Genomic DNA, 21,486 nt, shown 5'->3' on the forward strand with positions numbered 1-21,486 from the left:
CGCGTCTGCCGGGTGCTCGGCAGACGCGTCTGCGGCTGTTCTCGCGCTGAGCGCGCAGTTCCCCGCGCCCCTTACGGGGCCCGGCCGGGCCTACGGGGCGCCGGCCCCGATGTCAGGCTCCGGGGCCCGCTCCAGTTCGTGACGGAGGTCGTCCAGCTCGGAGCCGCCCGCCATCTGGCGGGTCAGCTCGTCCAGGGTGATCTCGTCCCTGGAATGGCTGCCGGACATCGCACCGCGCTTGAGGAGGACGAAGCGGTTGCCGACCAGGTAGGCGTGGTGCGGGTTGTGGGTGATCAGGACCACACCGAGGCCGGCGTCACGGGCGGCGGCGACGTACTTGAGGACGACGCCGGACTGCTTCACGCCGAGCGCCGCGGTGGGCTCGTCCAGGACGAGGACCTTCGCGCCGAAGTACACGGCGCGGGCGATCGCCACGCACTGCCGCTCACCGCCGGACAGGGTGCCGATGGGCTGGTCCACGTCGCGCAGGTCGATGCCCATGCGGAGCAGCTCGGCGTGCGTGGTCCGGCGCATCAGGTCGACGTCGAGGCGCTTGAACGGGCCGGTGCCCTTCGTCGGCTCGGAGCCGAGGAAGAAGTTGCGCCAGACCGGCATCAGCGGGACGACGGCCAGGTCCTGGTAGACGGTCGCGATGCCGCGGTCCAGGGCCTCGCGGGGGCTGGAGAGCTTGGTCTCCTCGCCCTCGATGCTGAGGGTGCCCGCGTCGTGCTGGTGCAGCCCAGCGATGATCTTGATGAGCGTCGACTTGCCCGCGCCGTTGTCGCCCAGGACGCAGGAGATCTCCCCGGCGTGCACTTCGAGGGAGACGCCTTCGAGGGCGCGGATGTTGCCGTAGTACTTGCTGACGCCGTCGAGCTCGACCAGCGGCGTACGGTCCGCGGGGGCCGTGTCTTCCTTGGATTCGGCCTCAGTGGTCATTTCGTCGCCTCCGCGCGCTTGCGGACCCAGGCGTTGAGCAGGGTCGCGAGGAGCAGCATCGCCCCGAGGAAGAACTTGAACCAGTCCGGGTTCCACTCGGCGTAGACGATGCCCTTGCTGGTCATGCCGAAGATCAGGGCGCCGACGGCGGCGCCGACCGCCGAGCCGTAGCCGCCGGTGATCAGGCAGCCGCCGATGACGGCCGCGATGATGTAGATCAGTTCGTTGCCGACGCCCTCGCCGGACTGCACGACGTCGTAGTTGAAGAGCAGGTGCTGGCCGGAGACCCAGGCTCCGAAGGCGACGCCCATGTACAGGCCGATCTTGGTCTTGCCGACGGGAACGCCGACCGCGCGGGCGGCCTGCTCGCCGCCGCCGACCGCGAAGATCCAGTTTCCGGCGCGGGTGCGCAGGAGGACCCAGGTGGCGACCGCGATCATCGCGAGCCACCACACGATGGTGATCTTGAAGTCGACGCCGCCGATGGTGATGGTGGAGGCGAAGACGTCCTTGGCGGACGAGAAGCCCTCCATGTCGGAGATCGACTTGGTGGAGACGGTGTCGCTGATCAGCTTGGTGAAGCCCAGGTTCGCGCCGGTGAGCATCAGGAACGTACCGAGCGTGATGATGAAGCTCGGCGGGTCCGTGCGGATCAGCATCACGCCGTTGAAGACGCCGATGGCCAGGGTCGCGAGCAGGGACACGCCCACGCCGACCCAGACGTTCGCCGTCATCTGGTAGCTGAACATCGACGAGATCAGCGCGGACGTCGTCACCATGACGCCCGCCGACAGGTCGAACTCACCGCCGATCATGAGCAGCGCCACCGGCACCGCCATGATGCCGATCGTGGAGGCCGCGTACAGGACGGTGGCGAGGCTCGCCGCGCGCAGGAAGCTGTCGGCGACGATCGCGAAGAACAGGAACACCGCCACGGCGCCCACGACGGAGCCCAGCTCGGGCCGGCCCAGGAACTTCTTCAGCGGCGAGGTCTTCAGGAGCCGCTCGTCGACCGCCTTCTCGGGCCGCTGCGGTGACGGTGCGGGTGCAGGTGCGGTCGCGCTCATCGGGTCCCCCGCTTCGCGTATTCCTCCAGCTCGGCGGCCTGGTCCTTGGTGATGATCTGCGGTCCGGTGAGGACCGGCTTGCCGCCGCCGAGCACATCGGCGTTGTACTTGTAGAGCCACAGCAGGTCCACGGCCTCGTAGCCCTGGAGGTAGGGCTGCTGGTCCACGGCGAAGCCCAGCGTTCCGGACTTCAGGCCGCCCGCGACCTTCTCGTTGAGGTCGAAGGTGTCGATCTCGGCCTTGCTGCCCGCGCCGTCCTTGGCCTTCACGGCCGTGTCGGCGAAGGGCGCGCCGAGGGTGACCACGGCGTCGATGTCCTTGTCGGACTGGAGCTTGGCCTCGATGGAGGACTGCACGTCGGGCATGTTGGTGCCCTCGACGTACAGGTTCTGCATGTCGCCGTCGAACGTCTTCTTGGCGCCCTCGCAGCGCTGCTCGTGGCCGACGTTGCCCTGCTCGTGCAGGACGCACAGGGCCTTCTTCTTGCCGCGCTTGTTCAGCTCCTCGCCGACGGCCTCGCCCGCGATCGTCTCGTCCTGGCCGATGTGGGTCAGGGCGCCGAACTTCTTGGACTCCGCCGAGCCCGAGTTCACGGTGACCACCGGGATCCCGGCCTTCGTCGCGCGGGCCACGGCGGCCTTCATCGCGTCCGGCTTGGCCAGCGTGACGATGATGCCGTCGACCTTCTTGTCGATGGCGGCGTCCACGAGCTGCGCCTGCTGCTGCGCCTCGTCGTGGTGCGAGTACAGGAACTTGATGTTGTCCTTCACGGCGGCCTGCTTGGCACCGCTCTGCACGATGTCCCAGAACGTGTCGCCGTCGCCCGAGTGCGTGATCATCGCGAACGTCCAGCGCGGCGTGTTCACCGCGGCCCTGCCCTGTGCCTGCTGCGCCTTGCGGGCGTCCTCGGCGCGCTTGCCGCCGGTGCTGCTGCATCCCGCCAGGGACACCCCGAGCACCGCCACAAGCACGGCACCCACCGCACGTACTCCAGTCCGAACCCTTGCCACGACGTCGTGCCCTTCTTGCTGTCCAGTGTCTGCTGTGCCTGCGGTGCGCGCGGAGCCGTCCACGTTTGCGTTCGCGGCGCCGGTTTGGTTTGCAGTGCTTGCTGTGCTCTTCGGTGCGGCCGGGCCCGCTGCCCGGACCCGGCCGCCCAAGTATCGGTCACACGGATCAGCCGTGTGGTCATCGGGTACCGCGGGCGGTGTACTTCTCCAGCTTCGGTACGTCCTTCTTGGTCACCACCGCCGGACCGGTCAGGACCGGTTTGCCGCCGCCGATCACATTCGCGTTGGACCTGTACAGCCACAGCTCGTCGATCGCGAGGTAGCCCTGGAGGTAGGGCTGCTGATCGACGGCGAAGCCGACCTCTCCGGCCTTGAGCCGCTTGACCACCTCGGCGTTGAGGTCGAAGGTGTCGATCTCCGCGTCGCTGTCCGCGTCCTCCTTCGCCTTCACGGACACGGCCGCGATCGGCGCGCCCAGCGTGACGACCGCGTCGATGTCCTTGGCGGCCTGCAGCTTGGCGCTCACCGACGACTGGGCGCCGGGTGCGTTGGTGCCGTCGACGTTCAGGTTCTCCACCGTGCCGTCGAAGGTCTTCTTCACACCCGCACAGCGCTGCTCCAGCGAGACGTTGCCCTGTTCGTGGATCACGCACAGGGCCTTCTTGCGCCCTCGCCGGTCCAGTTCGTCGCCGACGGCCTCGCCCGCCACGGACTCGTCCTGCCCGATGTGGCCCAGCGCGCCGAAGCGGGTGGAGAACTCCCCGCCCGAATTGATCGTGACGACCGGTATCCCGGCCTTGCGGGCCTTGCCGAGCACGGCCTTCATGGCCTCCGGCTTGGCGAGCGTCACGACGATCCCGTCGACCTTCTTGTCGATCGCGGTCTGGACGAGCTCCGCCTGGCCCTTGCCCTCCTTGTCGTTGGAGTACAGGAACTCGACGTTGTCCTTCCTGGCGGCCTCCTTGGCGCCGTTCTGGACGATGTCCCAGAAGGTGTCGCCCTCACCGGAGTGCGTCACCATCGCGATCTTCAGGCGTGGCGTGCCGGCCGTCTTCCCGCCGTCACCGCCGTTCCCGTCACTCTCGTCGTCCTTGCCCCCGGAGCCGCTGCACCCTGCCGCGAGTGCGATGACCGCTAGGAGCGCTGCTGCCGTGCGGGCTGTACGCATGAGGGGTCCGCCCTTCTCCCGGCCGCGGAATCGCGGCTTCGGCCGCGCCGATGCGGCTTGAGGAGTTCTAACGGCGGGAGCGGGCCAACGTCAATGACTTTGTCAGAACATTCTTACGGCCGCACCAGAAGTTGGAACTCGAAGGAGTACCGCGAGGCCCGGTAGATGTGCGAGCCGAACTCGACCGCGCGTCCGGTGTCGTCGAAGGTCGTACGGCGCATCGTGAGCAGCGGCGCGCCCTCGGGCTCGGCGAGCAGACCGGCCTCGTCGGCCCCGGCGGCGCGGGCGCCGACGGACTGGCGGGCGCTGTGCAGCGTGATGCCGGCGGCGCGCATCAGCCGGTAGAGCCCGGTGGCCTCCAGGCGCTCCGTGTCGAGCGGGAGCAGTCCGGCGGGGATGTGGTTCCGCAGGTACGCCATCGGCTCGCCGTGGGCCAGACGCAGGCGCTCCACCAGGTGGACCTCGCTGCCCTCGGCGACCCCGAGGGCGGCGGCGGTCTCGGCGGTCGCGGGCTCGACGACGTTGCTCAGGACCCGGGTCTCGGGTCGCTGTCCGGCCGCCTCCAGGTCGTCGTAGAGGCTGCTGAGCTCCAGCGGGCGCTTGACCTGGCTGTGCACGACCTGGGTGCCGACGCCCCGGCGGCGCACCAGGAGGCCCTTGTCGACGAGCGACTGGATGGCCTGGCGGACGGTGGGCCGGGACAGGCCGAGGCGCCCCGCCAGGTCGATCTCGTTGCCGAGGAGGCTGCCGGGCGTCAGGGCGCCGCGCTCGATCGCCGCCTCCAGCTGCTGCGACAGCTGGAAGTACAGCGGGACCGGGCTGCTGCGGTCGACGCCGAGGTGCAGGGCCACCGTGGGGTCCACGGCCGGTTTGGCGGCTTTGGCCGCGGCTGGATCGGTCACGGGGTGAGCGTAGTCCCGGGAGATGATGACGGGAAGTTCGGAAGTTCTGTTGTCAGGACAAACCATTGACAGGAGCGCGGGTGCCTCGCGAAGGTGTGCCCATGCGCATCGGACTGATCGGAACGGGACGTATCGGCACCTTCCACTCGGCGGCCCTGGTCGGCCATCCGGGGGTGGACTCCCTCGTCGTCGCGGACGTGGACGCCGCGCGGGCGGCGGACCTCGCGGCCCGGGTGGGAGCGGAGGCGGTGCCCTCGGTGGACGCGTTGTTCGCGTCGGCCCCGGGCACGGAGGGCGGCCCCGGCGTGGACGCCCTGGTGATCACGGCGGCGACCTCGGCGCACGCGGAGCTGATCGGCAGGGCGGCGCGGGCCGGGTTGCCGGTGTTCTGCGAGAAGCCGATCGCCCTCGACCTGCCCGGCACCCTCGCCGCGCTCGCAGAGGTCGAGGCCGCGGGCACGGTGCTCCAGCTCGGCTTCCAGCGGCGCTTCGACGCCGGGTACGCGGCGGCGCGCGAGGCGGTGCGGGCCGGACGGCTCGGGCGGCTGCACACGGTGCGGGCCATGACGTCGGACCCGGCGCCGCCGCCCGCCGCGTACCTGCCGCTCTCCGGCGGCCTGTACCGCGACTGCCTGGTGCACGACTTCGACATCCTGCGCTGGGTGACGGGCCGCGAGGTGGTCGAGGTGTACGCCGTCGGGTCCGACGCCGGACCCGCGATGTTCCGCGAGGCGGGCGACGTCGACACGGCCGCGGTGCTGCTCACCCTCGACGACGGCACGCTGGCCACGGCCACGGCGACGCGCTGCAACGGCGCGGGCTACGACGTCCGCATGGAACTCGCGGGCGAGAACGACCAGGTGGCGGTCGGCGTGAACGACCGCACCCCGCTCACCTCGGCGGAGCCGGACGGACCGCCCGCGCCCGACAAGCCGTGGCCCGGCTTCCTGGAGCGCTTCGCCCCCGCGTACGAGGCGGAGCTGGCCGCGTTCGTGGAGGTCGTGCGCGGCGAGCGGGACAACCCCTGCGACGGCCGTGAGGCGCTGCACGCGCTGCGGATCGCGGAGGCGTGCGAGCGGTCGCGGGCCGAGCGGCGGCCGGTGCGGCTCGCGGAGATCGACGGGGGCTGAGGCCGCGCTCGCGGAGATCGACGGGGCCTGAGGCCGCGCTCGCGGCGGACGACGACGGCGGGCGCGGCTCAGCGAGGCGCTCAGGTCGACGTGGCGCGGACCGTGCCCTGGGCCAGCGCGCACAGCGACTCCGTGCCGTCGTCGGCCACGGCGAACAGGTCGCAGCGGACGACGGCCTGACGGCGGGTCGCCTCCGCCACCGTCGCACGGGCCACCAGGCGGGCGCCGGTCGCGGGGCGTACGTACTGAATGGTGAAGCCGGACGTCAGGACCGCGGCGCCGAGCACGGTTCCGGCCGCGAACGTGATGCCGTTGTCTGCGGCGTACGCGAGGACGCCGCCGTGCACGAAGCCGTTCTGCTGGCGGAGTTCGTCGCGTACGGGGATCTCCAGCGTGGCCGCGCCGTCCCCGAACGCCGTGACCTCGGCGCGCACGAGGCGGCTGAAGGGCTGGGCGTCCAGGGTCTTGCGGGCCAGGGGGAGATCGAGGGCGGCGGCGGGGTCGAGGTCTCCCGCCGCGCCGTGCTCTTGGTCGTGTTCCGTCATGAGGCGACTTCTACCATCGGACGCCCAGATGGCGCCTGCTCCGCATGAGCATTCCCGGCTTCCACTCCCCCGGTGTGCCGTCCAGGGCGAGGTCCGGGCAGCGCTCCAGGAGCGAGCGGAGGGCGACTTTCCCCTCGATGCGGGCGAGCGGGGCGCCCAGGCAGAAGTGGATGCCGTGGCCGAAGGCCACGTGGCCCTGCGGGGCGCGGTGGATGTCGAAGTCGTCGGGGGCGGGGAAGCGGTCCGGGTCGCGGTCGGCCCCGGCGAGGGAGACGATGACGGCCGAGCCCGCCGGGATCACCGTGCCACCGATCGCGAGGGGCTCGGCGGTGAAGCGGTACGTCGCGTTCGACACCGGTCCCTCGTGGCGCAGGGACTCCTCGACGGCGCCGTCCAGGAGGCCCATGTCGGCGCGCAGCTCGGCCAGCTGACCGGGGTGGGTGAGCAGCGCGTGCACGGAGTTGGCGATGAGACCGACCGTCGTCTCGTGGCCCCCGACGAGCAGCAGGAAGGCCATCGCGCGCAACTCACGCGCCGAGAGACGGTCGCCGTCCTCCGCCGTCGTGCGGATCAGCGCGCCGAGCAGGTCCTCATCCGCGGCGGCGGCGCGCTTGGCCTCGATCAACTCGTCCAGATAGGCGGCCATTTCCGCCAGGGCGCTGTTCCGCGCCCCCACGGTCGGCGGGGCGACGCAGTCGTTCGACATCCTGCGGAACTCCGCGCGGTCCATGTCGGGAACGCCGATGAGTTCGCAGATGACGGTGATGGGCAGCGGGAAGGCGAGGGCCTCGATCAGGTCGGCGCGGTCCCCCGAGGCGAGCATCGCGTCCAGGAGGCCGTCGGTGATCTCGTGGATGCGGGGGCGCAGGGCCTCGACACGGCGGGCGGTGAACTCGCGGGCGATGAGTTTGCGCAGCCGCGTGTGCTGGGGCGGGTCCGCCATCAGCAGGTTGGTGCCGAGCACTTCCTCCTCGGGGAGCTGAAAGCCCACGGTGGCCGAGGACTTGGCGAGGCGGGGGTCGGCGAGGGCCGCCCTCGCCTCCTCGTACCCCACGATCAGGTAGAGGTCCGCGTCGTCGTCCCGGTGTGGGATGCGGACGCGGTGGACCGGCCCGCGGGCGCGGAGTTCGGCGTAGACGCTGTAGGGGTCGGTGGTGAATCGGGGGCCGTATGCCGCGAGGTCGACGCTCTCCGCCATGCAGGTCCCTTTCGGTGTCCGTACCCCCTCAACGCGCGGGCGGTCGGTCCGAGTTCCCCCGGCTCACTCCTCGTTGAGCAGCCCCGCGTCATGGACCAACAGCGCGATCTGCACGCGGTTGTTCAGGTCGAGCTTGGTCAGGACGCGGGAGACGTGCGCCTTCACGGTGGCCACGCTCAGGTACAGCTCGGCGGCGATGTCCGCGTTGGACGCGCCCTTGCCCACGGCGACGGCGACCTCCCGCTCCCGGTCGCCGAGCACGTCGAGCCGGTCGAGGGCGCGCCGCCGCCGGTCGAGTTCGGGCCCGCCCCCGGCCACCTGCGAGATCAACTGCTGCGTCACGCTGGGCGAGAGCACCGGCTCGCCCGCGGCCACCGCCCGTACCGCCGCCACGATCTCGGCGGGCGCGGTGTCCTTCAGGACGAACCCGGCGGCCCCGGCCCGCAGCGCCCGCAGCACCTGCTCGTCGGCGTGGAAGGTGGTGAGCACTACGACCTCGGGGGCGTCGGGCCGCTTGCGCAGGGCCTCGGTGGCGGCGAGCCCGTCCATCGTCGGCATCCGGATGTCCATCAGGACGACGTCGGGCCTGACCTCCGCGACGAGGGCCGCGACCTCGCTGCCGTCGCCCGCCTCCCCCACGATCTCGATGTCGTCCGCGCCGCCGAGCATGAAGGAGAGACCGGCGCGGACCAGCGGGTCGTCGTCGACGAGCAGCAGCCTGATCGGATTCATGCGCCTACCGTAACCAGCATCGCGAGCCCGCTCGGCACGGCCGGGCCCGGTCACGACGGGAGCCTCAGGCGCAGCGGGCCGCAGCCGATGCGCTCCGCCTCCAGGGCGACGTACCGCGGCAGCAGCCTGCGGATGTCGGCGCTCCGCCGTCCGTCGTCCGCCCGGATCAGGAAGGTGACCTCGCCGGTCTGGCAGGAGGCCTGGTAGAGCCCCATGTCCTCGCGCAGGAAGCCGTGCCCGCGCGACTCCTTCTTGGTGTCCCCGACGGCACTGACCTCGCGGCCGCCGTCGAACGACAGGCCCTTGTAGAGCACCGCGAGCCTGGGGTCCTCGACCGTCATCAGCCGCAGCGACGGGTGGCCGAACAGGACGTCCCGGTCGCAGGTGCGCACGGGGGCGTCCTTCGAGGCCTTGGTGACGAGCGGCCGGTAGTAGCGGTTGACGATGTTCTTGCCCGGCGCCGCGAGGCCCTTGACGCCGCAGACGGCGTCCCGCTTCTCCGTCGTGAACTGCGGAGGCTCGGCGAGCCGGTCCGTGGGGTCGCCGATGGGACTGTCGCACCCGCGGTCGGCCATGTGGCCGTTGACGAGCTTGACGACGGCGCGCGCCAGCCGGGCGCGCTCGTCGGTGTCGACGGCGTCGCGGTAGTCCGTCCAGCCCGCCTCCACGTCGACGACGAGCGGGCCGTCGTCCTTGCTGGGCCGCCCGATGCAGCCCTCCGGTATCGCGAGCCACGCGCGCGTGTCCGACACCATGCCGAGCAGTCCGCCGCCGAGCGGTGTCATCCGCGCGGACAGGTACTCGTCGGCCCACTTGTCGCGCGCGCCGCCGAACCGGTCGTCGAGCCGGTGCAGTTGCGCGCGCACGCGCATCCCGCGCGGTGACTTCAGCTCGCACAGGCCCGACGGGCCGTCCGAGGAGATGCTGTCGTAACTGACGCCCACCTCGGAGGACTCGATGTCCCGCTTGCCGTGGAAGAGGTCCGCGACGTCGTCCTCGCCGAGCGCGCCCCAGCAGGCCCGCTCCTCGTGGAAGGGCCCCGCGTCGGCCTGCCAGGCCACGACGGTCCCGCCGAGCAGCGCGCCCGCGAGCGCCGCGGCGACGGCGGGCGTCCAACGGGCGCGGGCGAGGCGACGGAGACGGCGCCAGTGCCACCAGGGGGGCGGGGCGGCGGCGATGGCGGCGGCGAGCACGCCGAGGGGCTTGTCCGCCCGGTCGGGACTGGTGGCGGCCTTGGATTCCGCGGGGGTTTTGGGGGTGTCCGCAGGCGTCGCGGAAGACTCCGCAGAAGTCACGGCCCCCTCGCCCGCGTCCAGAACCCCCTTGTCCGCAGTCCCCTTGTCCACGGTCCCCTCACCCTTGTCCACGTCACTCATCGACCGCTCCCCTCCGTGTCGGCGGCCGGCGCGACGGGCGCGCAGCCGAGGCGCCGCGCCACCGCGTTGGTGAACGTGGCGAAGTAGTCGGAGGTGGTTCCGGTAGGCGCGCCGAGCAGCAGGAAGGACGTGGGCCTGCCCGCGCAGTCGGCGCGCACGACGCCGTGGTCGGAGGCGAAGGTTCCGGTGCCTCGCCAGCCCTTCCCGGGTGCGCGGGTCCCGGTCGCGCCGTCGAGGAGCGCCGAGATGCGGGGCTGGCGGACCATCACGGCGTCGAAGAGCGGCTGGTCCACACGCTCCCCGAGCCGCACGGAGCGCCCGATCCGGGCCGAGCAGGACTGCAGGTCGTCGTCGACCGTGCCGACCTGGTAGCGCAGGCGCATCGCGGCCTCCTTGCCGAGGTCGGACTCGATGTCGAGGCCGGGGATGCGGCAGACGGCCCCGTCGGGGAAGCTCTCCTCGCGTTCCGGCAGCGTGGGTACGGGACCGCTGACGCGCAGCGGTTCGCCGTCGGCGCAACCGGCGGCCTCCATCCCCTTGTTGGCGGCGGCCACGAGGAGTTCGGCGACGTCCCGGGAGCCGCCGAGCTTGGGGACGGCGGCCAGCACGTCGTCCGGCTCCGCCGCTTCGCTCGCGTCGAGGGTGACGGCGGTGGGCCGCCCGTCGCGGGTGTCGCACCGCTCGGGCAGCACGAGGAGCCCGTGGCTGCCGTCGGCGACGCCGGGAAGCCTGTCGGGCAGGGGCATCGCGCGGTCGCCGAGGTAGCCGCCGAGCCAGGTGACGCGACGGCCCGCGGACTGGGGCGCGGGACCGTACTTCACCGTGACGGTCGTGTCCTGCTGATCCTTGTCACCGTCGTACGTGTCGCTCGACGTGACCGACAGACGGCACTGGCCGCGCGGCTCGCGGGACGTCGGCGCGGTTCCCGTGGACGTACGGCTGCGGTCGTCGTCGCCCTCGAAGCCCTCGTCACCGAGGATGCCGGGCCCGCTGTCCTCCCGCCACGCGCCCCAGCAGTAGCGGTCGCGACCGTCGAAGGGCCAGGTGTCCGTGGCCCAGGTGCCGACGCCGCCCGCGAGCAGTGCGACCACGAGACCGGTGACCGCTCCCCCTCGCCGCGTTCTGACGAACCGCCGTACGCGTACCAGCCGTTGGGCCCGGTTATCCACCGTTATGTCCCCCGGCGCACCGCCGGACGCGCCCCCTGGGCTCTCCCCCGTCACGATCTCCGCCTCTCTCAGTAAGGCGGCTGATCGTACAGAAGGTGTGCGGACGCGAAGTCAGCAGGTTGCCCGCGAGGTCACGCCCATGGCAGCCAGGCCTCGACGGTGAAGCTCCCGTCGGATCCGCTGCCGTGGCCGAGCCGGCCGCCCGCGAGGGAGGCGCGTTCGGTCAGCCCGATGAGGCCCTGCCCCGAACCGGGCACGTCCGGCACCTCGCCGGGCGGCGGCGGATTGCGCACGGACAGGGTGAGGCCCTCGCCCGGCGCGCCCGCGACGACGACGGTGACCTCGGCGCCGGGCGCGTGCTTGCGGGCGTTGGTCAGGCCTTCCTGGGCGATGCGGTAGGCGGTGCGACCGATCGCGGCGGGCACCGCGTCCGGGTCGGGGACGCGCAGGTCGAGGACGACCTTCATGCCGGCCTCGCGGGACTCGGCGACGAGCGTGTCGAGGGCGGCGAGGGTGGGCTGCGGCCGCCCCGAGGCGTCCGCGTCCCCGCCGCGCAGGACGCCGATGACCTGCCGCAGGTCCTGCAGGGCCTCGTGCGCGCTCTCGCGGATGACCCCGGCGGCCCGGGCGATCTCCTCGCGGGGCGCGTCGGGCCGGAACTCCAGGGCGCCCGCGTGCACGCTGAGCAGGGTGAGCCGGTGGGCGAGGACGTCGTGCATCTCGCGGGCGATGGCCTCGCGGGCGAGCTGCTGGGCCTTCTCGGCGCGCAGCGCGGCCTCGTTCTCGGCGCGCCGCGCACGGTCGCGCAGGGCGAGCAGGAGCTGGCGCCGGGAGCGGACGAACATGCCCCAGGCGACGGTGGTCGCGGCGAACAGCGAGGTCAGCACGATCGAGAGGACGTAGGGCAGGTCCGGGTCGGGCCGCCACCAGTAGAAGGGCACCATCAGTGCCACGGACGTGCCGACGACCCACGCGGAGTACTTCCAGGGCCGGTGCACGGCGAGCGTGAAGTAGGCGACGACAGCCGCGCCGCCCGAGGTGTTCGACAGCAGGCCGACGGCGACCATCGCCACCGCGAGCCCCACCGGCCAGCGCCTGCGCAGCCACACGGCGGCGCAGGCGAGCGCGCCGAAGAGGTGGTCGAGCGCGGCCCAGCCCTCGGAGACGGCGGGGTTGTGCTGCACCTCGTCGCTGATGACAAGGCCCAGGAAGACGGCGAACAGGAAGCAGGCGAAGTCGACCAGCCAGTCGCGCACGGTCCGCTTGTACCGCCCGGTCCTGCCGGTGGCCCGGTCCGGGTCGAGCTCCGCGGCGACCGCCGAGGGCAGGAACCACTGCCTGCGGGCCACGGGCTCCGCCCCGGTCCCGACGTCTGCCGTGCCCGCGGGCTCCGTACGACTCTTCACTCGACAAATCTACGCACCGTACGGCGCCGCACCCGGCCCCCGTACGTGATCATCGACGAAAGTCGGAGCGTCCGAGACTTTGGGCGCACGGGGCGGGCGCCGGGGTGCGCCTTGCGACGGGCGCGGCCACGCCCCGCGGCCGATGTGCGCGCGGGGCCGCGGGGCGAGGCTGTTGTGCCATGAAACAGCTGCTTGAGTTCCTCGGTGTGATCCTGCTGATCCAGGGCGCGGTGGGCCTGTTGAACGAGCTCACCGGCTGGCTCGGCGGGTGGGGCGCCGTACAGCGCCTGGCCTTCGTCGACGGCTACGAGCTGTATCTGAGCATCGCGATGATCGTGCTCGCGTGCGCGCTCTTCGCCGCGGCGGAGAGCCGCAGGTTCGGCTGAGCCCGGGCGCGCGCCTCAGCCCGCGCCCGCCTCAGCCCGGCCGGGCCCCGCCCCGCACGCGGTCAGCAGCCGCGGTCGACGAGGTCGAAGGAGCGGTAGTGGTCGGCGGTGTAGTAGTCCTCCTGCTGGGACTCACCGGTGACGATGCGGCGCGCGCCCCGGTTCGGGGAGCCGGGGGTCTTGACGGTGTACTCGTGGTAGTAGCCGTTGTTCTGCTTGGGCAGGATGCCTTCCCTGTTCTGGAAGACGGTGCCGTCCTGCGGGTAGGGGTACGGGCCGCCCCGCTCGATCAGTTCGAGCGTGTCGTGCGCCTGGGACGGCAGGTCGGAGTAGCAGATCTCGCCGACGGCGGCGGCCGAGAACCCGGCGGGCGCGACGGCGGCGACCGTGTGGGGGGCCGCGGCGTTCGCGGTGCCGGTGACGGAGCCGCCGACGAGCAGGGCGGCGGCGAGGGCAGTGACGCTGATGATCCGTGGGGGGATTCGCATGCCCCCAGGATGACGCGCGTAGAGGTTGATGTGTCAACGTCAAGTACATCGAATTTTCCGGAAGTTAACTTCCTCCCCGGAGCCCTCACAGTGACGCCCCGCCTCAGTAACTCCCGTACTCCGGGCGCCCGTCGCGCTCGTACGTGTTGATGGCGACGCCCTTGGACGTCGTACGCGCCCCGGCGTGCCGGAACGCGGTGGGCAGGCCGCCCTCCGCGAACAGCCGCTTGCCGGTGCCGAGGACCACGGGGAACGTCAACAGATGGAGCGTGTCGATCAGTTCGTGCTCCAGGAGGGACTGCGCGAGCCCGGCGCTGCCGTGCAGCTGCAGCTCGCGGCCCGGCCGCTCCTTGAGCGCGGTGACGTCCTTGACCAGGTCCTCACGGCCGATGACCTCGGCGCCCTGCCAGTCGGCGCCGGTCAGCGTGGTGCTGGCGACGTACTTCGGCAGGGAGTTCAGCCGGGAGGCGATGGGGTCGGCGGGGTCGGTCATCCTCGGCCAGTACGAGGCGAAGATGTCGTACGTCCTGCGCCCGAGCAGAAAGGCGTCCGCCCGGTCGAAGACCTCCGTGACGAACCGGACGAAGTCCTCGTCCCCGTAGGGGAACGACCAGCCGCCGTGCGTGAAGCCGCCGCTGGTGTCCTCCTCCGGGCCGCCCGGCGCCTGGATGACTCCGTCGAGCGTGAGGAACTGGGTGAGCGTGATCTTCATGGTGTGACCTCTCCGGGACGACCGGCTGCCGCGTCCGCGGCGCGTTCGCCCCTGTCTCACCTACTCAGACCGCCGCCCGCGCCGGAAGTCATCGGCGCGCCACCGTGTCTCCCGGGCCCTCGGACTACCCGTCCGTTTACCGCCAGCCGTCCCCCGTGCCCACGGCTTTGATGGAACCCGTTGAAGCAGTTGAACCTGCAAGCACTTCTACGAATGGGCATGGATATGTCTTCTCTGAACGGCAAGACGGCTCTGGTCACCGGCGGCAGCCGCGGCATCGGCGCGGCGACGGCCCTGCGGCTCGCCCAGGAGGGCGCCGACGTGGCCGTCACCTACGTCCAGGGCGAGGACGCCGCCCGCGAGGTCGTCGCCAAGATCGAGGCCATGGGGCGGCGCGGGTTCGCCATCCGGGCCGACGCGGCCGACGCCGGGGACGCCTCGGGCGCCGTCGAGCGCGCCGCCGATGACCTCGGCGGCCTGGACATCCTCGTCAACAACGCCGGCGCGGGGGTGCTCGGGCCCATCGGGGACCTCGCCCTCGCCGATGTCGACCGGGTGCTCGCCGTGAACGTGCGCGGCGTCTTCCTCTCGTCCCAGGCCGCCGCCGGGCGGATGCGGCGTGGTGGGCGCATCGTGTCCATCGGCTCCTGCATGGTGCAGCGTGTGCCCGGGGCCGGGGGCACGTTGTACGCCACCAGCAAGGCCGCGCTCGTCGGGCTCACCAAGGCGCTCGCCCGTGAGCTCGGTGAGCGCGGCATCACCGTGAACCTCGTCCACCCCGGGCCCATCGACACCGACATGAACCCCGCGGACGGGCCCTACGCCCCCGCCCAGGCCGCCGGGACGGCCCTCGGCCGCTACGGCTCCGCCGGGGAGGTCGCTTCCATCGTGGCCCATCTGGCCGGGGAGGAGGCGTCGTACGTTACGGGGGCGGAGTGGGCGGTGGACGGGGGGCATGCGGCGTAGTCGGCCTCGCGGGTGCGCCCCAGGCCCGCCCCTTCTCCGAAACCGGGGGCTGCGCCCCCTGGACCCCGCTTGTCGGCGCTTCGCGCCTCGTCCTCAAACGCCGGACGGGCTAGAAGATGTGCGGCTGTATTTCAGCCCCTCCGGCGTTTGAGGAGCGGGGTCTGGGGCGGAGCCCCAGTTCGGGAAGGGGCGGGATTGGGGAGCCCCCCGGCAAGGCCCCCGCCTCAGCCCCCGAGCTCCCGATGCCGCGCGGCCAACGCGTCCGCCCCACCCGCCGTAGGCGCCCCGTACAGACGGAGCCGCGAGATCCCCCCGTCGGGGAAGATGTCGACGCGAGCGTGCGTCCCGACGGCACCCGCGGGCAGCGCGAAGCGATGGTTGGTGTCGGGCTGGAGCCGCGTACGGGGAAGGACCTCGACCCAGTCGCCGGACTCCCCGTCCCGGACGGAGACGGAGGCCCACCCGGCGGAGTTGCCCTTGAGGTAGGCGGTGTCGATCTCGAGGGCGCGGATCTCGGACTGCGCGGCGAGGCGATAACGGATCCAGTCGTGCCCCTGGTCCCGCCGCCGCCGCGTCTCCCACCCGTCGTCCATCTTCCGCGAACGGCCGGGCTGAATGGTGTTGGTGGCGGGCGAGTAGAACCGGTCGGAGGCGTCCTCGACCTGGCCGCCGTTCTCCAGGGCGACGACGTCGAAGGTGCCGAGGGCGGCGAGCCAGGCGGGGTCGGCGACGACTTCGCCGTGGACACGCAGGCGGGCGATGCCCCCGTCGGGGTGCTGGTTGACGCGCAGGTGGGTGAAGCGCTGGGGGACGTCGACGGCGAACCCGTTGGCGGCGTGGCCGCCGACAGCCGTGCGCGGCACGAGGGTCGTCCACTTCACGTCGTCGGAGAGGAGTTCGCCGGGCGTGGGCGAGCCCTCGACGTTGGCGCCCTCGATGGACACGGCCTGCGGGTAGTTGCCGCGGAAGTGCGCGGTGTCGATCACGATGCCGTGGACGACGCCGGGCGCGCCGAGCCGGACGAGCGCCCAGTCGTGGTCGTCCGCGGTGGGCCAGGGGTGCTCGGCGGAGACGCCGCGCCGCCGCCGGGTCTCCCAGCCGTCCATGATCTTGCCCTTGTGGCCGAAGTGCTCGGGGTCGAACTCGGCGTCGTTCGGAAGGAGCAGGTTCTCGCGCATGGCGAAGAACTCGTCGTTGGCGGCGATGACACCGGCCCCGAGCTGGCGGTCCGCGAGGTTGGCGTACTGGGTGAAGGGGAAGTCGGCGGTGCGGTAGTCGGCGTAGGGCTCGCCGCCGCCGTAGGGGTTCGCGTCGCCGGTGAAGCGGGGTATCGGTGTCGCCGTCACGGTGATCAGTTCTTCCTTTCCAGAAGTCGGCCCGTCGGCGCGCTGAACTCGCCGTCGGACACGATGCGTTGGCCGCGCAGCCAGGTGGACTTCACAACACCGCTGAGGGTCTTGCCCGCGTAGGCGGTGACCCGGTTGCGGTGCTGGAGGCGCGCGGGGTCCACGGTGAAGGTCTCGTCGGGCGCGAGGACCGTGAAGTCGGCGTCGCGGCCGGCCTCGATGGCGCCCTTGTGGTCCAGGCCGACCAGTTCGGCCGTGCGCGTCGACATCCAGCGCACGACGTCCTCCAGGCCGTACCCGCGCGCCCGGGCCGCCGTCCACACGGCGGGCAGGCTCAGCTGGAGGCCGGAGATGCCGCCCCAGGCGGTGGCGAAGTCGGACGTCTTGAGGTCGGCGGTGGACGGGGAGTGGTCGGTCACGACGCAGTCGATGGTGCCGTCGGCGAGCGCCTGCCACAGCAGGTCCTGGTTGGCGGCCTCACGGATCGGCGGGCAGCACTTGAACTCGCTTGCCCCGTCCGGGACTTCCTCGGCCGTCAGGGTGAGGTAGTGCGGGCAGGTCTCGACGGTGACGCGGACGCCCTCGCGCTTGGCGGCGGCGATCAGCGGCAGCGCGTCGGAGGACGACAGGTGCAGGATGTGGATGCGGGCGCCGATGCGCTTCGCGACGGCGATGAGGCCCTCGATCGCGGTGTCCTCGCTGACGCGCGGGCGGGAGTGCAGGAAGTCCTCGTAGCGCGGGCCGCTCCTCGCCGGGGCCGCCGCCAGCTCGTGCGGGTCCTCGGCGTGCACGATGAGCAGGCCGCCGAACCCGGCGATCTCTCCCATGGACACGGCGAGTTGATCCTGCGTCAGCTCCGGGAACTCGTCGACGCCGGAGGGCGAGAGGAAGCACTTGAAGCCGAAGACGCCCGCGTCGTGCAGGGGCCGCAGGTCCTTGACGTTGTCGGGCAGCGCGCCGCCCCAGAAGCCGACGTCGATGTGCGCCTTGGCCGCCGCCACGTCCTTCTTCGTACGGAGGTTCGCGACCGTGGTCGTCGGCGGCAGCGAGTTCAGGGGCATGTCCACGAGGGTGGTGATGCCGCCGGCGGCCGCGGCGCGCGTGGCCGTCCAGAAGCCCTCCCACTCGGTGCGGCCCGGGTCGTTGACGTGGACGTGGGTGTCGACGAGGCCGGGCAGCAGCGCGTCGTCGCCGAAGTCCTCCACGCGGGCGTGCGTCGGCACGGCGGCGTCGTGTGCGCGTACCGCCACGATCGTGCCGTCCGAGACGACGACGGACGCGGCGCGCGTCCCCTCCGGGGTGATGACGCGCGTCGAGCGCAGCACCAGTTCCTCGCCGGACACCGCGGCCCCTCTCTGTTCGCCTGTGCGTCTGAGACGCCTGATGCGCCTGTGCGTCTCCACCGACCTTCCGGCCAGCGGAATTCAACGTTCTGTTGAAGAAGTCTTCGCCTCGGCCCTCGATCCGTCAAGGGCCTATACGTTTCCACAAAGTGGAATTAGAATTCCGCACACCAGAACGTAGCTATCTACAACGCGGACCGTCAAGAGAGGTCCACGCCCGCCTCGAAGACCGGACAAACGCCCACTGACCGGCACCGACGTGACGGCCGCACCGGGGCTGTCCGGGAAAGTGCCCGGTAGGCTGCTGCCTTGCCTGCCCTCCCGTAAGGCCCCGAAAGGAACGCGCCGTGCCGACGTCTAGCGCCAGCACCACCGACGCCGCGAAGTCCCCCGCGAGCGGAGGCGTGCAGTCCCTCGAGCGCGCCTTCGACCTGCTCGAGCGCATGGCGGACGCGGGTGGCGAGGTCGGCCTGAGCGAGCTGTCCGCCAGCAGCGGGCTGCCGCTGCCCACCATCCACCGGCTGATGCGCACGCTCGTCGCCTGCGGATACGTCCGTCAGCAGCCCAACCGCCGGTACGCCCTCGGGCCGCGCCTCATCCGCCTCGGCGAGTCCGCGTCCCGGCTGCTCGGCACCTGGGCCCGGCCCTATCTCGCCCGGCTCGTCGAGGAGACCGGCGAGACCGCGAACATGGCGCTGCTCGACGGGGACGAGATCGTGTACGTCGCGCAGGTGCCGTCCAAGCACTCCATGCGCATGTTCACGGAGGTGGGGCGGCGGGTCCTTCCCCACTCCACCGGGGTCGGCAAGGCGCTGCTCGCGCACACCCCCGCCGACGAGGTGCGCGCGCTCCTCGCCCGTACGGGCATGCCCGCCGCCACCGAGAAGACCATCACCACCCCCGACGGGTTCCTCGACGCCCTCGAAGAGGTGCGTCGCGCGGGGTACGCCGTCGACGACAACGAGCAGGAGATCGGGGTGCGGTGCCTCGCCGTGTCCGTGCCCGACTCCCCCACGGCGGCGGCCATCTCGATCTCCGGCCCCGCGGGCCGCGTCACCGAGGAAGCCACCGAGAAGATCGTCCCCGTCCTGCAGCAGGTCGCGGCGGAACTCTCGGAGGCCTTGGCCACGACCACACCGTCGCCCTGACCTCGCGGGGCGCCCCAGTCCCACCCCTTCTCCGAAACCAGGGCTCCGCCCCTGGACCCCAGCCGGTGGGAGTCCCCTCCTGGTGAGACAGCCCACCCCCGATCGGCGCTCCGCACCTCGCCCTCAAACGCCGGACGGGCTGGAGACTTCGCCGATGTGAGCCAGAAGGTGCCGGGCTGTCGGTCTGCTGGTGCAAGTTCGGGCGGGTGGGTGGGAGATAGCCCGTCCGGCGATTGAGGACGAGGCGCGGAGCGCCGATCGCGGGGGTGCGCCCGGCCCACCCGCACAAGGGGTCAGCGGCGGTCGAGCCCGGAGGGCCGGAGGGCGCGCCGCAACCCCCGGACCACCATCACCGCACCCCCCGCATGTGCGTCCACATACCGCCGCACCCGCCCCCGCCCCCACCGCCGCCCACCCCGCGCCCCGATCACCAACAGATCCCCCGGCCGAGAGGCCACCCCGCACAGCACCGGCCCGGCGGGCCCCCGCAGGACCCGCCGCTCGACCGCACCCCCGGCCCACACCCCCGCGGGCACCCCGCCGAACACCGAGTCGAACGCGGCGTCCAACCGCTGCCACGCGGCCCGCTCCCAGTGCCGCGCCCACTCCCGGTCGGGCCACCGCGCGTACAGCGCCTCGCCCTCCGGCGGCTCCCAGGCGAGGACGACGACGAGCCGCCGCCCGCCCCACCGGGCCTCGCGCGCGGCGGCCCGCAGTGCCGCGAGGCTGGCCCGCGACCCGTCGGCCCCGCTGACCCCGACGACGACCCGCCCTTCCGTCTCCATGCCTGCCGTCTCCATGCCCGCCACCTCTTCGCTCTCCACTCCGAAGGGGGGCCACAGCTGGGCCACATTGCCCCCGGCACCCCGTCACCGCCGAGTCTGTAGGCTGATTGGCCTGGACAGCAGGGCCAATATGCAGGAGTTGGCATGGCAGACGTACGTACAGTGGTCCCTTCCCCGGACCGGCGCCTCGGCGGCACCCAGCTGGCGGCCCTGGTGACCGGCGCGGCCGGTGAGCGGCCGGGCTACCGGGCCCTGGCCCACACCGTCCGCACCCTCCTGCTCGACGGCCGGGTCCCCCTGCACACCCGGCTGCCCGCGGAACGCGAGCTCGCGTCGGCACTGGGTGTCAGCCGGGCCACGGTCACGGCGGCGTACGACCTGCTGCGCGAGAGCGGGTTCGCGGCCAGCCGGCGGGGCGCGAGCACCTGGACGGAGCTGCCGGAGGGGCGACGCCCGGCGAGCGTGGCGGCGTTCCCGGTGGGGGCGCCGGGCGAGGGCGTCCTGGACCTCGCGGTGGCCGCGCCCCCGGCACCGGCGGGGCTCGGCGACGCGGTGGCGGCGGCCGCCGCGCTGCTGCCCGCGCACGCGCCGACATCGGGCTACCACCCGTACGGGCTGCCGGAGTTGAGGGCGGCGGTGGCGGAGCGGTACACCCGGCGCGGGCTGCCGACGCTGCCCGGCCAGATCCTCGTCACCACGGGCGCCCAGCAGGCGATCTCCCTCGTCCTCGCCCTCCTCGGGCGGCCGGGCGACCGCGTCCTGGTGGAGAACCCCTCGTACCCGAACGCCCTGGACGCGGTCCGTCGCGCGGGCCTGCGCGCGGCGCCCGTGCCGGTGACGGACGCGGGCTGGGACACGGCCCTGGTGGAGTCGACGCTGCGGCAGACGGCGCCGCGGATCGCCTATCTCGTACCGGACTTCCAGAACCCGACGGGCGCCCTGATGCCGCGTGAGCAGCGGCTGCGGGTCCTGGAGACGGCGCGCGCCACGGGCACCTGGCTGCTGGTCGACGAGACGATCGCCGACATGGCCCTCGATGTGCCGCCGCCCGCGCCGTTCGCGGCGCTCGCCGCGCACGGGGTGGCCGAACAGGTCGTCACCGTGGGCTCGTTGAGCAAGTCGTACTGGGGCGGCCTGCGGATCGGCTGGGTGCGGGCGGGCTCACGGCTGATCACGGAGCTGACCATGGCGCGGATCCCGGCGGACATGGCCACGCCGGTGCTCGACCAGTTGGTGGCGGCGCAGTTGCTGACCGGGCTCGACGAGGTGCTGCGCGAGCGGCGGGCCGCACTGCGGGAGTCCCGCGCCGCCCTCGCCGCCGCGCTCGGCCGTCATCTGCCCGACTGGCGCTGGCAGTTGCCGCCCGGCGGCCTGTCGCTCTGGGTCGACCTGGGCGCGCCCGTCGCCTCGTCCCTCGCGCGGGCGGCGCTCGGGCACGGCGTCCGGATCGAGGGCGGTTCGCGGTTCGGCGCCGACCCGGGCACCCATGAGCACCGGCTGCGCATCCCGTTCACGCTGGCGCCCGACCGGTACGAGGACGCGGCCGTCCGCCTGGCCGCGGCGCTCGGCGGCGAGCCGCGGTCGACGGTCGCGGAGTCGGACCGCGTGGACTGGGTGGCGTGACACGGCGGGACCCGGCTGGGGGAACGGGGCGCCGCCGCGTTCAACGC

General features: G+C 72.4%; 21 protein-coding genes. 5 read left to right on the forward strand and 16 right to left on the reverse strand.

The genetic code is table 11. The annotated features are described in order from the left end of the window. Positions 1-90 precede the first annotated feature (90 nt). The 5 genes from ACFVHO_RS33965 to ACFVHO_RS33985 form a co-directional block, all read right to left on the reverse strand. Positions 91-939 (reverse strand): ATP-binding cassette domain-containing protein, encoded by an 849-nt coding sequence (locus ACFVHO_RS33965; RefSeq protein ID WP_385723310.1) that lies wholly within the window; start codon positions 937-939, stop codon positions 91-93. After that, the gene (locus tag ACFVHO_RS33970; protein ID WP_385723312.1) at positions 936-2,006 is read right to left on the reverse strand and encodes an ABC transporter permease; all 1,071 of its coding nucleotides are present in this window, start codon (positions 2,004-2,006) and stop codon (positions 936-938) included. The genes ACFVHO_RS33965 and ACFVHO_RS33970 overlap by 4 nt, the downstream gene beginning before the upstream one ends. Beyond that, positions 2,003-3,016 carry a sugar ABC transporter substrate-binding protein gene (locus ACFVHO_RS33975; protein WP_385723315.1) on the reverse strand — a complete coding sequence of 338 codons (1,014 nt, stop codon included), beginning with the start codon at positions 3,014-3,016 and terminating at the stop codon, positions 2,003-2,005. The genes ACFVHO_RS33970 and ACFVHO_RS33975 overlap by 4 nt, the downstream gene beginning before the upstream one ends. A 178-nt stretch (positions 3,017-3,194) precedes the next feature. Further along, positions 3,195-4,184, reverse strand: a complete 990-nt coding sequence (locus ACFVHO_RS33980) for a sugar ABC transporter substrate-binding protein (RefSeq protein ID WP_385723317.1) — start codon at positions 4,182-4,184, stop codon at positions 3,195-3,197. 113 nt (positions 4,185-4,297) lie between these two features. Further along, on the reverse strand, positions 4,298-5,047 hold the full coding sequence (locus ACFVHO_RS33985; RefSeq protein ID WP_385723473.1) for a GntR family transcriptional regulator: 750 nt from the start codon (positions 5,045-5,047) through the stop codon (positions 4,298-4,300). 140 nt (positions 5,048-5,187) lie between these two features. On the opposite strand from ACFVHO_RS33985, the gene ACFVHO_RS33990 reads away from it, so the two are divergent. Next, on the forward strand, positions 5,188-6,216 hold the full coding sequence (locus ACFVHO_RS33990; protein ID WP_385723319.1) for a Gfo/Idh/MocA family oxidoreductase: 1,029 nt from the start codon (positions 5,188-5,190) through the stop codon (positions 6,214-6,216). 80 nt (positions 6,217-6,296) lie between these two features. Here ACFVHO_RS33990 and ACFVHO_RS33995 read toward each other — a convergent pair whose 3' ends face one another. From ACFVHO_RS33995 to ACFVHO_RS34020, 6 genes are all read right to left on the reverse strand, one after another. Next, the gene (locus tag ACFVHO_RS33995; protein WP_385723322.1) at positions 6,297-6,761 is read right to left on the reverse strand and encodes a PaaI family thioesterase; all 465 of its coding nucleotides are present in this window, start codon (positions 6,759-6,761) and stop codon (positions 6,297-6,299) included. Between the two features lie 10 nt (positions 6,762-6,771). Next, entirely contained in the window at positions 6,772-7,959 is a 1,188-nt protein-coding gene (locus tag ACFVHO_RS34000) for a cytochrome P450 (RefSeq protein WP_385723324.1), read from the reverse strand. A 63-nt stretch (positions 7,960-8,022) separates the two neighbouring features. Continuing rightward, positions 8,023-8,691, reverse strand: a complete 669-nt coding sequence (locus tag ACFVHO_RS34005; RefSeq protein WP_385723327.1) for a response regulator — start codon at positions 8,689-8,691, stop codon at positions 8,023-8,025. Between the two features lie 50 nt (positions 8,692-8,741). After that, positions 8,742-10,067 carry a hypothetical protein gene (locus tag ACFVHO_RS34010; RefSeq protein WP_385723330.1) on the reverse strand — a complete coding sequence of 442 codons (1,326 nt, stop codon included), beginning with the start codon at positions 10,065-10,067 and terminating at the stop codon, positions 8,742-8,744. Further along, positions 10,064-11,158 (reverse strand): hypothetical protein, encoded by a 1,095-nt coding sequence (locus ACFVHO_RS34015; RefSeq protein WP_385723332.1) that lies wholly within the window; start codon positions 11,156-11,158, stop codon positions 10,064-10,066. Before ACFVHO_RS34015 ends, ACFVHO_RS34010 begins: the two co-directional genes overlap by 4 nt. A 209-nt stretch (positions 11,159-11,367) precedes the next feature. Further along, complete coding sequence (locus tag ACFVHO_RS34020; RefSeq protein ID WP_385723335.1) at positions 11,368-12,642, reverse strand: sensor histidine kinase; 1,275 nt, start codon at positions 12,640-12,642, stop codon at positions 11,368-11,370. 179 nt (positions 12,643-12,821) lie between these two features. Between ACFVHO_RS34020 and ACFVHO_RS34025 the strand changes: the two genes are divergently transcribed. Further along, entirely contained in the window at positions 12,822-13,028 is a 207-nt protein-coding gene (locus ACFVHO_RS34025; protein WP_385723338.1) for a hypothetical protein, read from the forward strand. Positions 13,029-13,090: 62 nt separating this feature from the next. Here the strand turns inward: ACFVHO_RS34025 and ACFVHO_RS34030 are convergent, their stop codons facing one another. Both ACFVHO_RS34030 and ACFVHO_RS34035 read right to left on the reverse strand, forming a co-directional pair. Further along, a complete protein-coding gene (locus tag ACFVHO_RS34030; protein WP_385723341.1) occupies positions 13,091-13,516 on the reverse strand; it encodes a ribonuclease domain-containing protein in 426 nt (141 codons plus the stop codon). A 103-nt stretch (positions 13,517-13,619) separates the two neighbouring features. After that, the gene (locus tag ACFVHO_RS34035) at positions 13,620-14,228 is read right to left on the reverse strand and encodes a dihydrofolate reductase family protein (protein WP_385723344.1); all 609 of its coding nucleotides are present in this window, start codon (positions 14,226-14,228) and stop codon (positions 13,620-13,622) included. Positions 14,229-14,453: 225 nt separating this feature from the next. On the opposite strand from ACFVHO_RS34035, the gene ACFVHO_RS34040 reads away from it, so the two are divergent. Further along, positions 14,454-15,194 (forward strand): SDR family oxidoreductase, encoded by a 741-nt coding sequence (locus ACFVHO_RS34040; protein ID WP_385723347.1) that lies wholly within the window; start codon positions 14,454-14,456, stop codon positions 15,192-15,194. Positions 15,195-15,418: 224 nt separating this feature from the next. On the opposite strand, the gene alc is transcribed toward ACFVHO_RS34040, so the two are convergent. Together alc and allB are read right to left on the reverse strand one after the other, a co-directional pair. Further along, positions 15,419-16,540 (reverse strand): allantoicase, encoded by a 1,122-nt coding sequence (gene alc / locus ACFVHO_RS34045; protein WP_385723350.1) that lies wholly within the window; start codon positions 16,538-16,540, stop codon positions 15,419-15,421. A 5-nt stretch (positions 16,541-16,545) separates the two neighbouring features. Continuing rightward, positions 16,546-17,883: an allantoinase AllB gene (gene allB / locus ACFVHO_RS34050; RefSeq protein ID WP_385723352.1), complete on the reverse strand. Its 1,338-nt coding sequence runs from the start codon at positions 17,881-17,883 to the stop codon at positions 16,546-16,548. A gap of 347 nt (positions 17,884-18,230) precedes the next feature. On the opposite strand from allB, the gene ACFVHO_RS34055 reads away from it, so the two are divergent. Further along, on the forward strand, positions 18,231-19,031 hold the full coding sequence (locus ACFVHO_RS34055) for an IclR family transcriptional regulator (protein ID WP_385723355.1): 801 nt from the start codon (positions 18,231-18,233) through the stop codon (positions 19,029-19,031). A 293-nt stretch (positions 19,032-19,324) separates the two neighbouring features. Here ACFVHO_RS34055 and ACFVHO_RS34060 read toward each other — a convergent pair whose 3' ends face one another. Beyond that, positions 19,325-19,831: a universal stress protein gene (locus ACFVHO_RS34060; protein WP_385723358.1), complete on the reverse strand. Its 507-nt coding sequence runs from the start codon at positions 19,829-19,831 to the stop codon at positions 19,325-19,327. Between the two features lie 129 nt (positions 19,832-19,960). On the opposite strand from ACFVHO_RS34060, the gene ACFVHO_RS34065 reads away from it, so the two are divergent. After that, on the forward strand, positions 19,961-21,439 hold the full coding sequence (locus tag ACFVHO_RS34065; protein ID WP_385723361.1) for a PLP-dependent aminotransferase family protein: 1,479 nt from the start codon (positions 19,961-19,963) through the stop codon (positions 21,437-21,439). Positions 21,440-21,486: the final 47 nt, after the last annotated feature.

Source organism: Streptomyces sp. NPDC127108 (genome assembly GCF_042677545.1).
In the GTDB taxonomy this organism is placed as follows: Bacteria; Actinomycetota; Actinomycetes; order Streptomycetales; family Streptomycetaceae; genus Streptomyces.

Bases quoted from the DNA above. Each gene is read 5' to 3' on its own strand.
- ACFVHO_RS34065 (WP_385723361.1), top strand. From the start codon at position 19,961: ATGGCAGACGTACGTACAGTGGTCCCTTCCCCGGACCGGCGCCTCGGC.
- ACFVHO_RS34010 (WP_385723330.1), bottom strand. From the start codon at position 10,067: ATGAGTGACGTGGACAAGGGTGAGGGGACCGTGGACAAGGGGACTGCG.
- ACFVHO_RS33980 (WP_385723317.1), bottom strand. From the start codon at position 4,184: ATGCGTACAGCCCGCACGGCAGCAGCGCTCCTAGCGGTCATCGCACTC.
- ACFVHO_RS33965 (WP_385723310.1), bottom strand. From the start codon at position 939: ATGACCACTGAGGCCGAATCCAAGGAAGACACGGCCCCCGCGGACCGT.
- ACFVHO_RS34000 (WP_385723324.1), bottom strand. From the start codon at position 7,959: ATGGCGGAGAGCGTCGACCTCGCGGCATACGGCCCCCGATTCACCACC.
- ACFVHO_RS34060 (WP_385723358.1), bottom strand. From the start codon at position 19,831: ATGGAGACGGCAGGCATGGAGACGGAAGGGCGGGTCGTCGTCGGGGTC.
- ACFVHO_RS34025 (WP_385723338.1), top strand. From the start codon at position 12,822: ATGAAACAGCTGCTTGAGTTCCTCGGTGTGATCCTGCTGATCCAGGGC.
- ACFVHO_RS34035 (WP_385723344.1), bottom strand. From the start codon at position 14,228: ATGAAGATCACGCTCACCCAGTTCCTCACGCTCGACGGAGTCATCCAG.
- ACFVHO_RS34005 (WP_385723327.1), bottom strand. From the start codon at position 8,691: ATGAATCCGATCAGGCTGCTGCTCGTCGACGACGACCCGCTGGTCCGC.
- ACFVHO_RS34030 (WP_385723341.1), bottom strand. From the start codon at position 13,516: ATGCGAATCCCCCCACGGATCATCAGCGTCACTGCCCTCGCCGCCGCC.
- ACFVHO_RS33970 (WP_385723312.1), bottom strand. From the start codon at position 2,006: ATGAGCGCGACCGCACCTGCACCCGCACCGTCACCGCAGCGGCCCGAG.
- ACFVHO_RS34040 (WP_385723347.1), top strand. From the start codon at position 14,454: ATGTCTTCTCTGAACGGCAAGACGGCTCTGGTCACCGGCGGCAGCCGC.
- ACFVHO_RS33995 (WP_385723322.1), bottom strand. From the start codon at position 6,761: ATGACGGAACACGACCAAGAGCACGGCGCGGCGGGAGACCTCGACCCC.
- ACFVHO_RS33990 (WP_385723319.1), top strand. From the start codon at position 5,188: ATGCGCATCGGACTGATCGGAACGGGACGTATCGGCACCTTCCACTCG.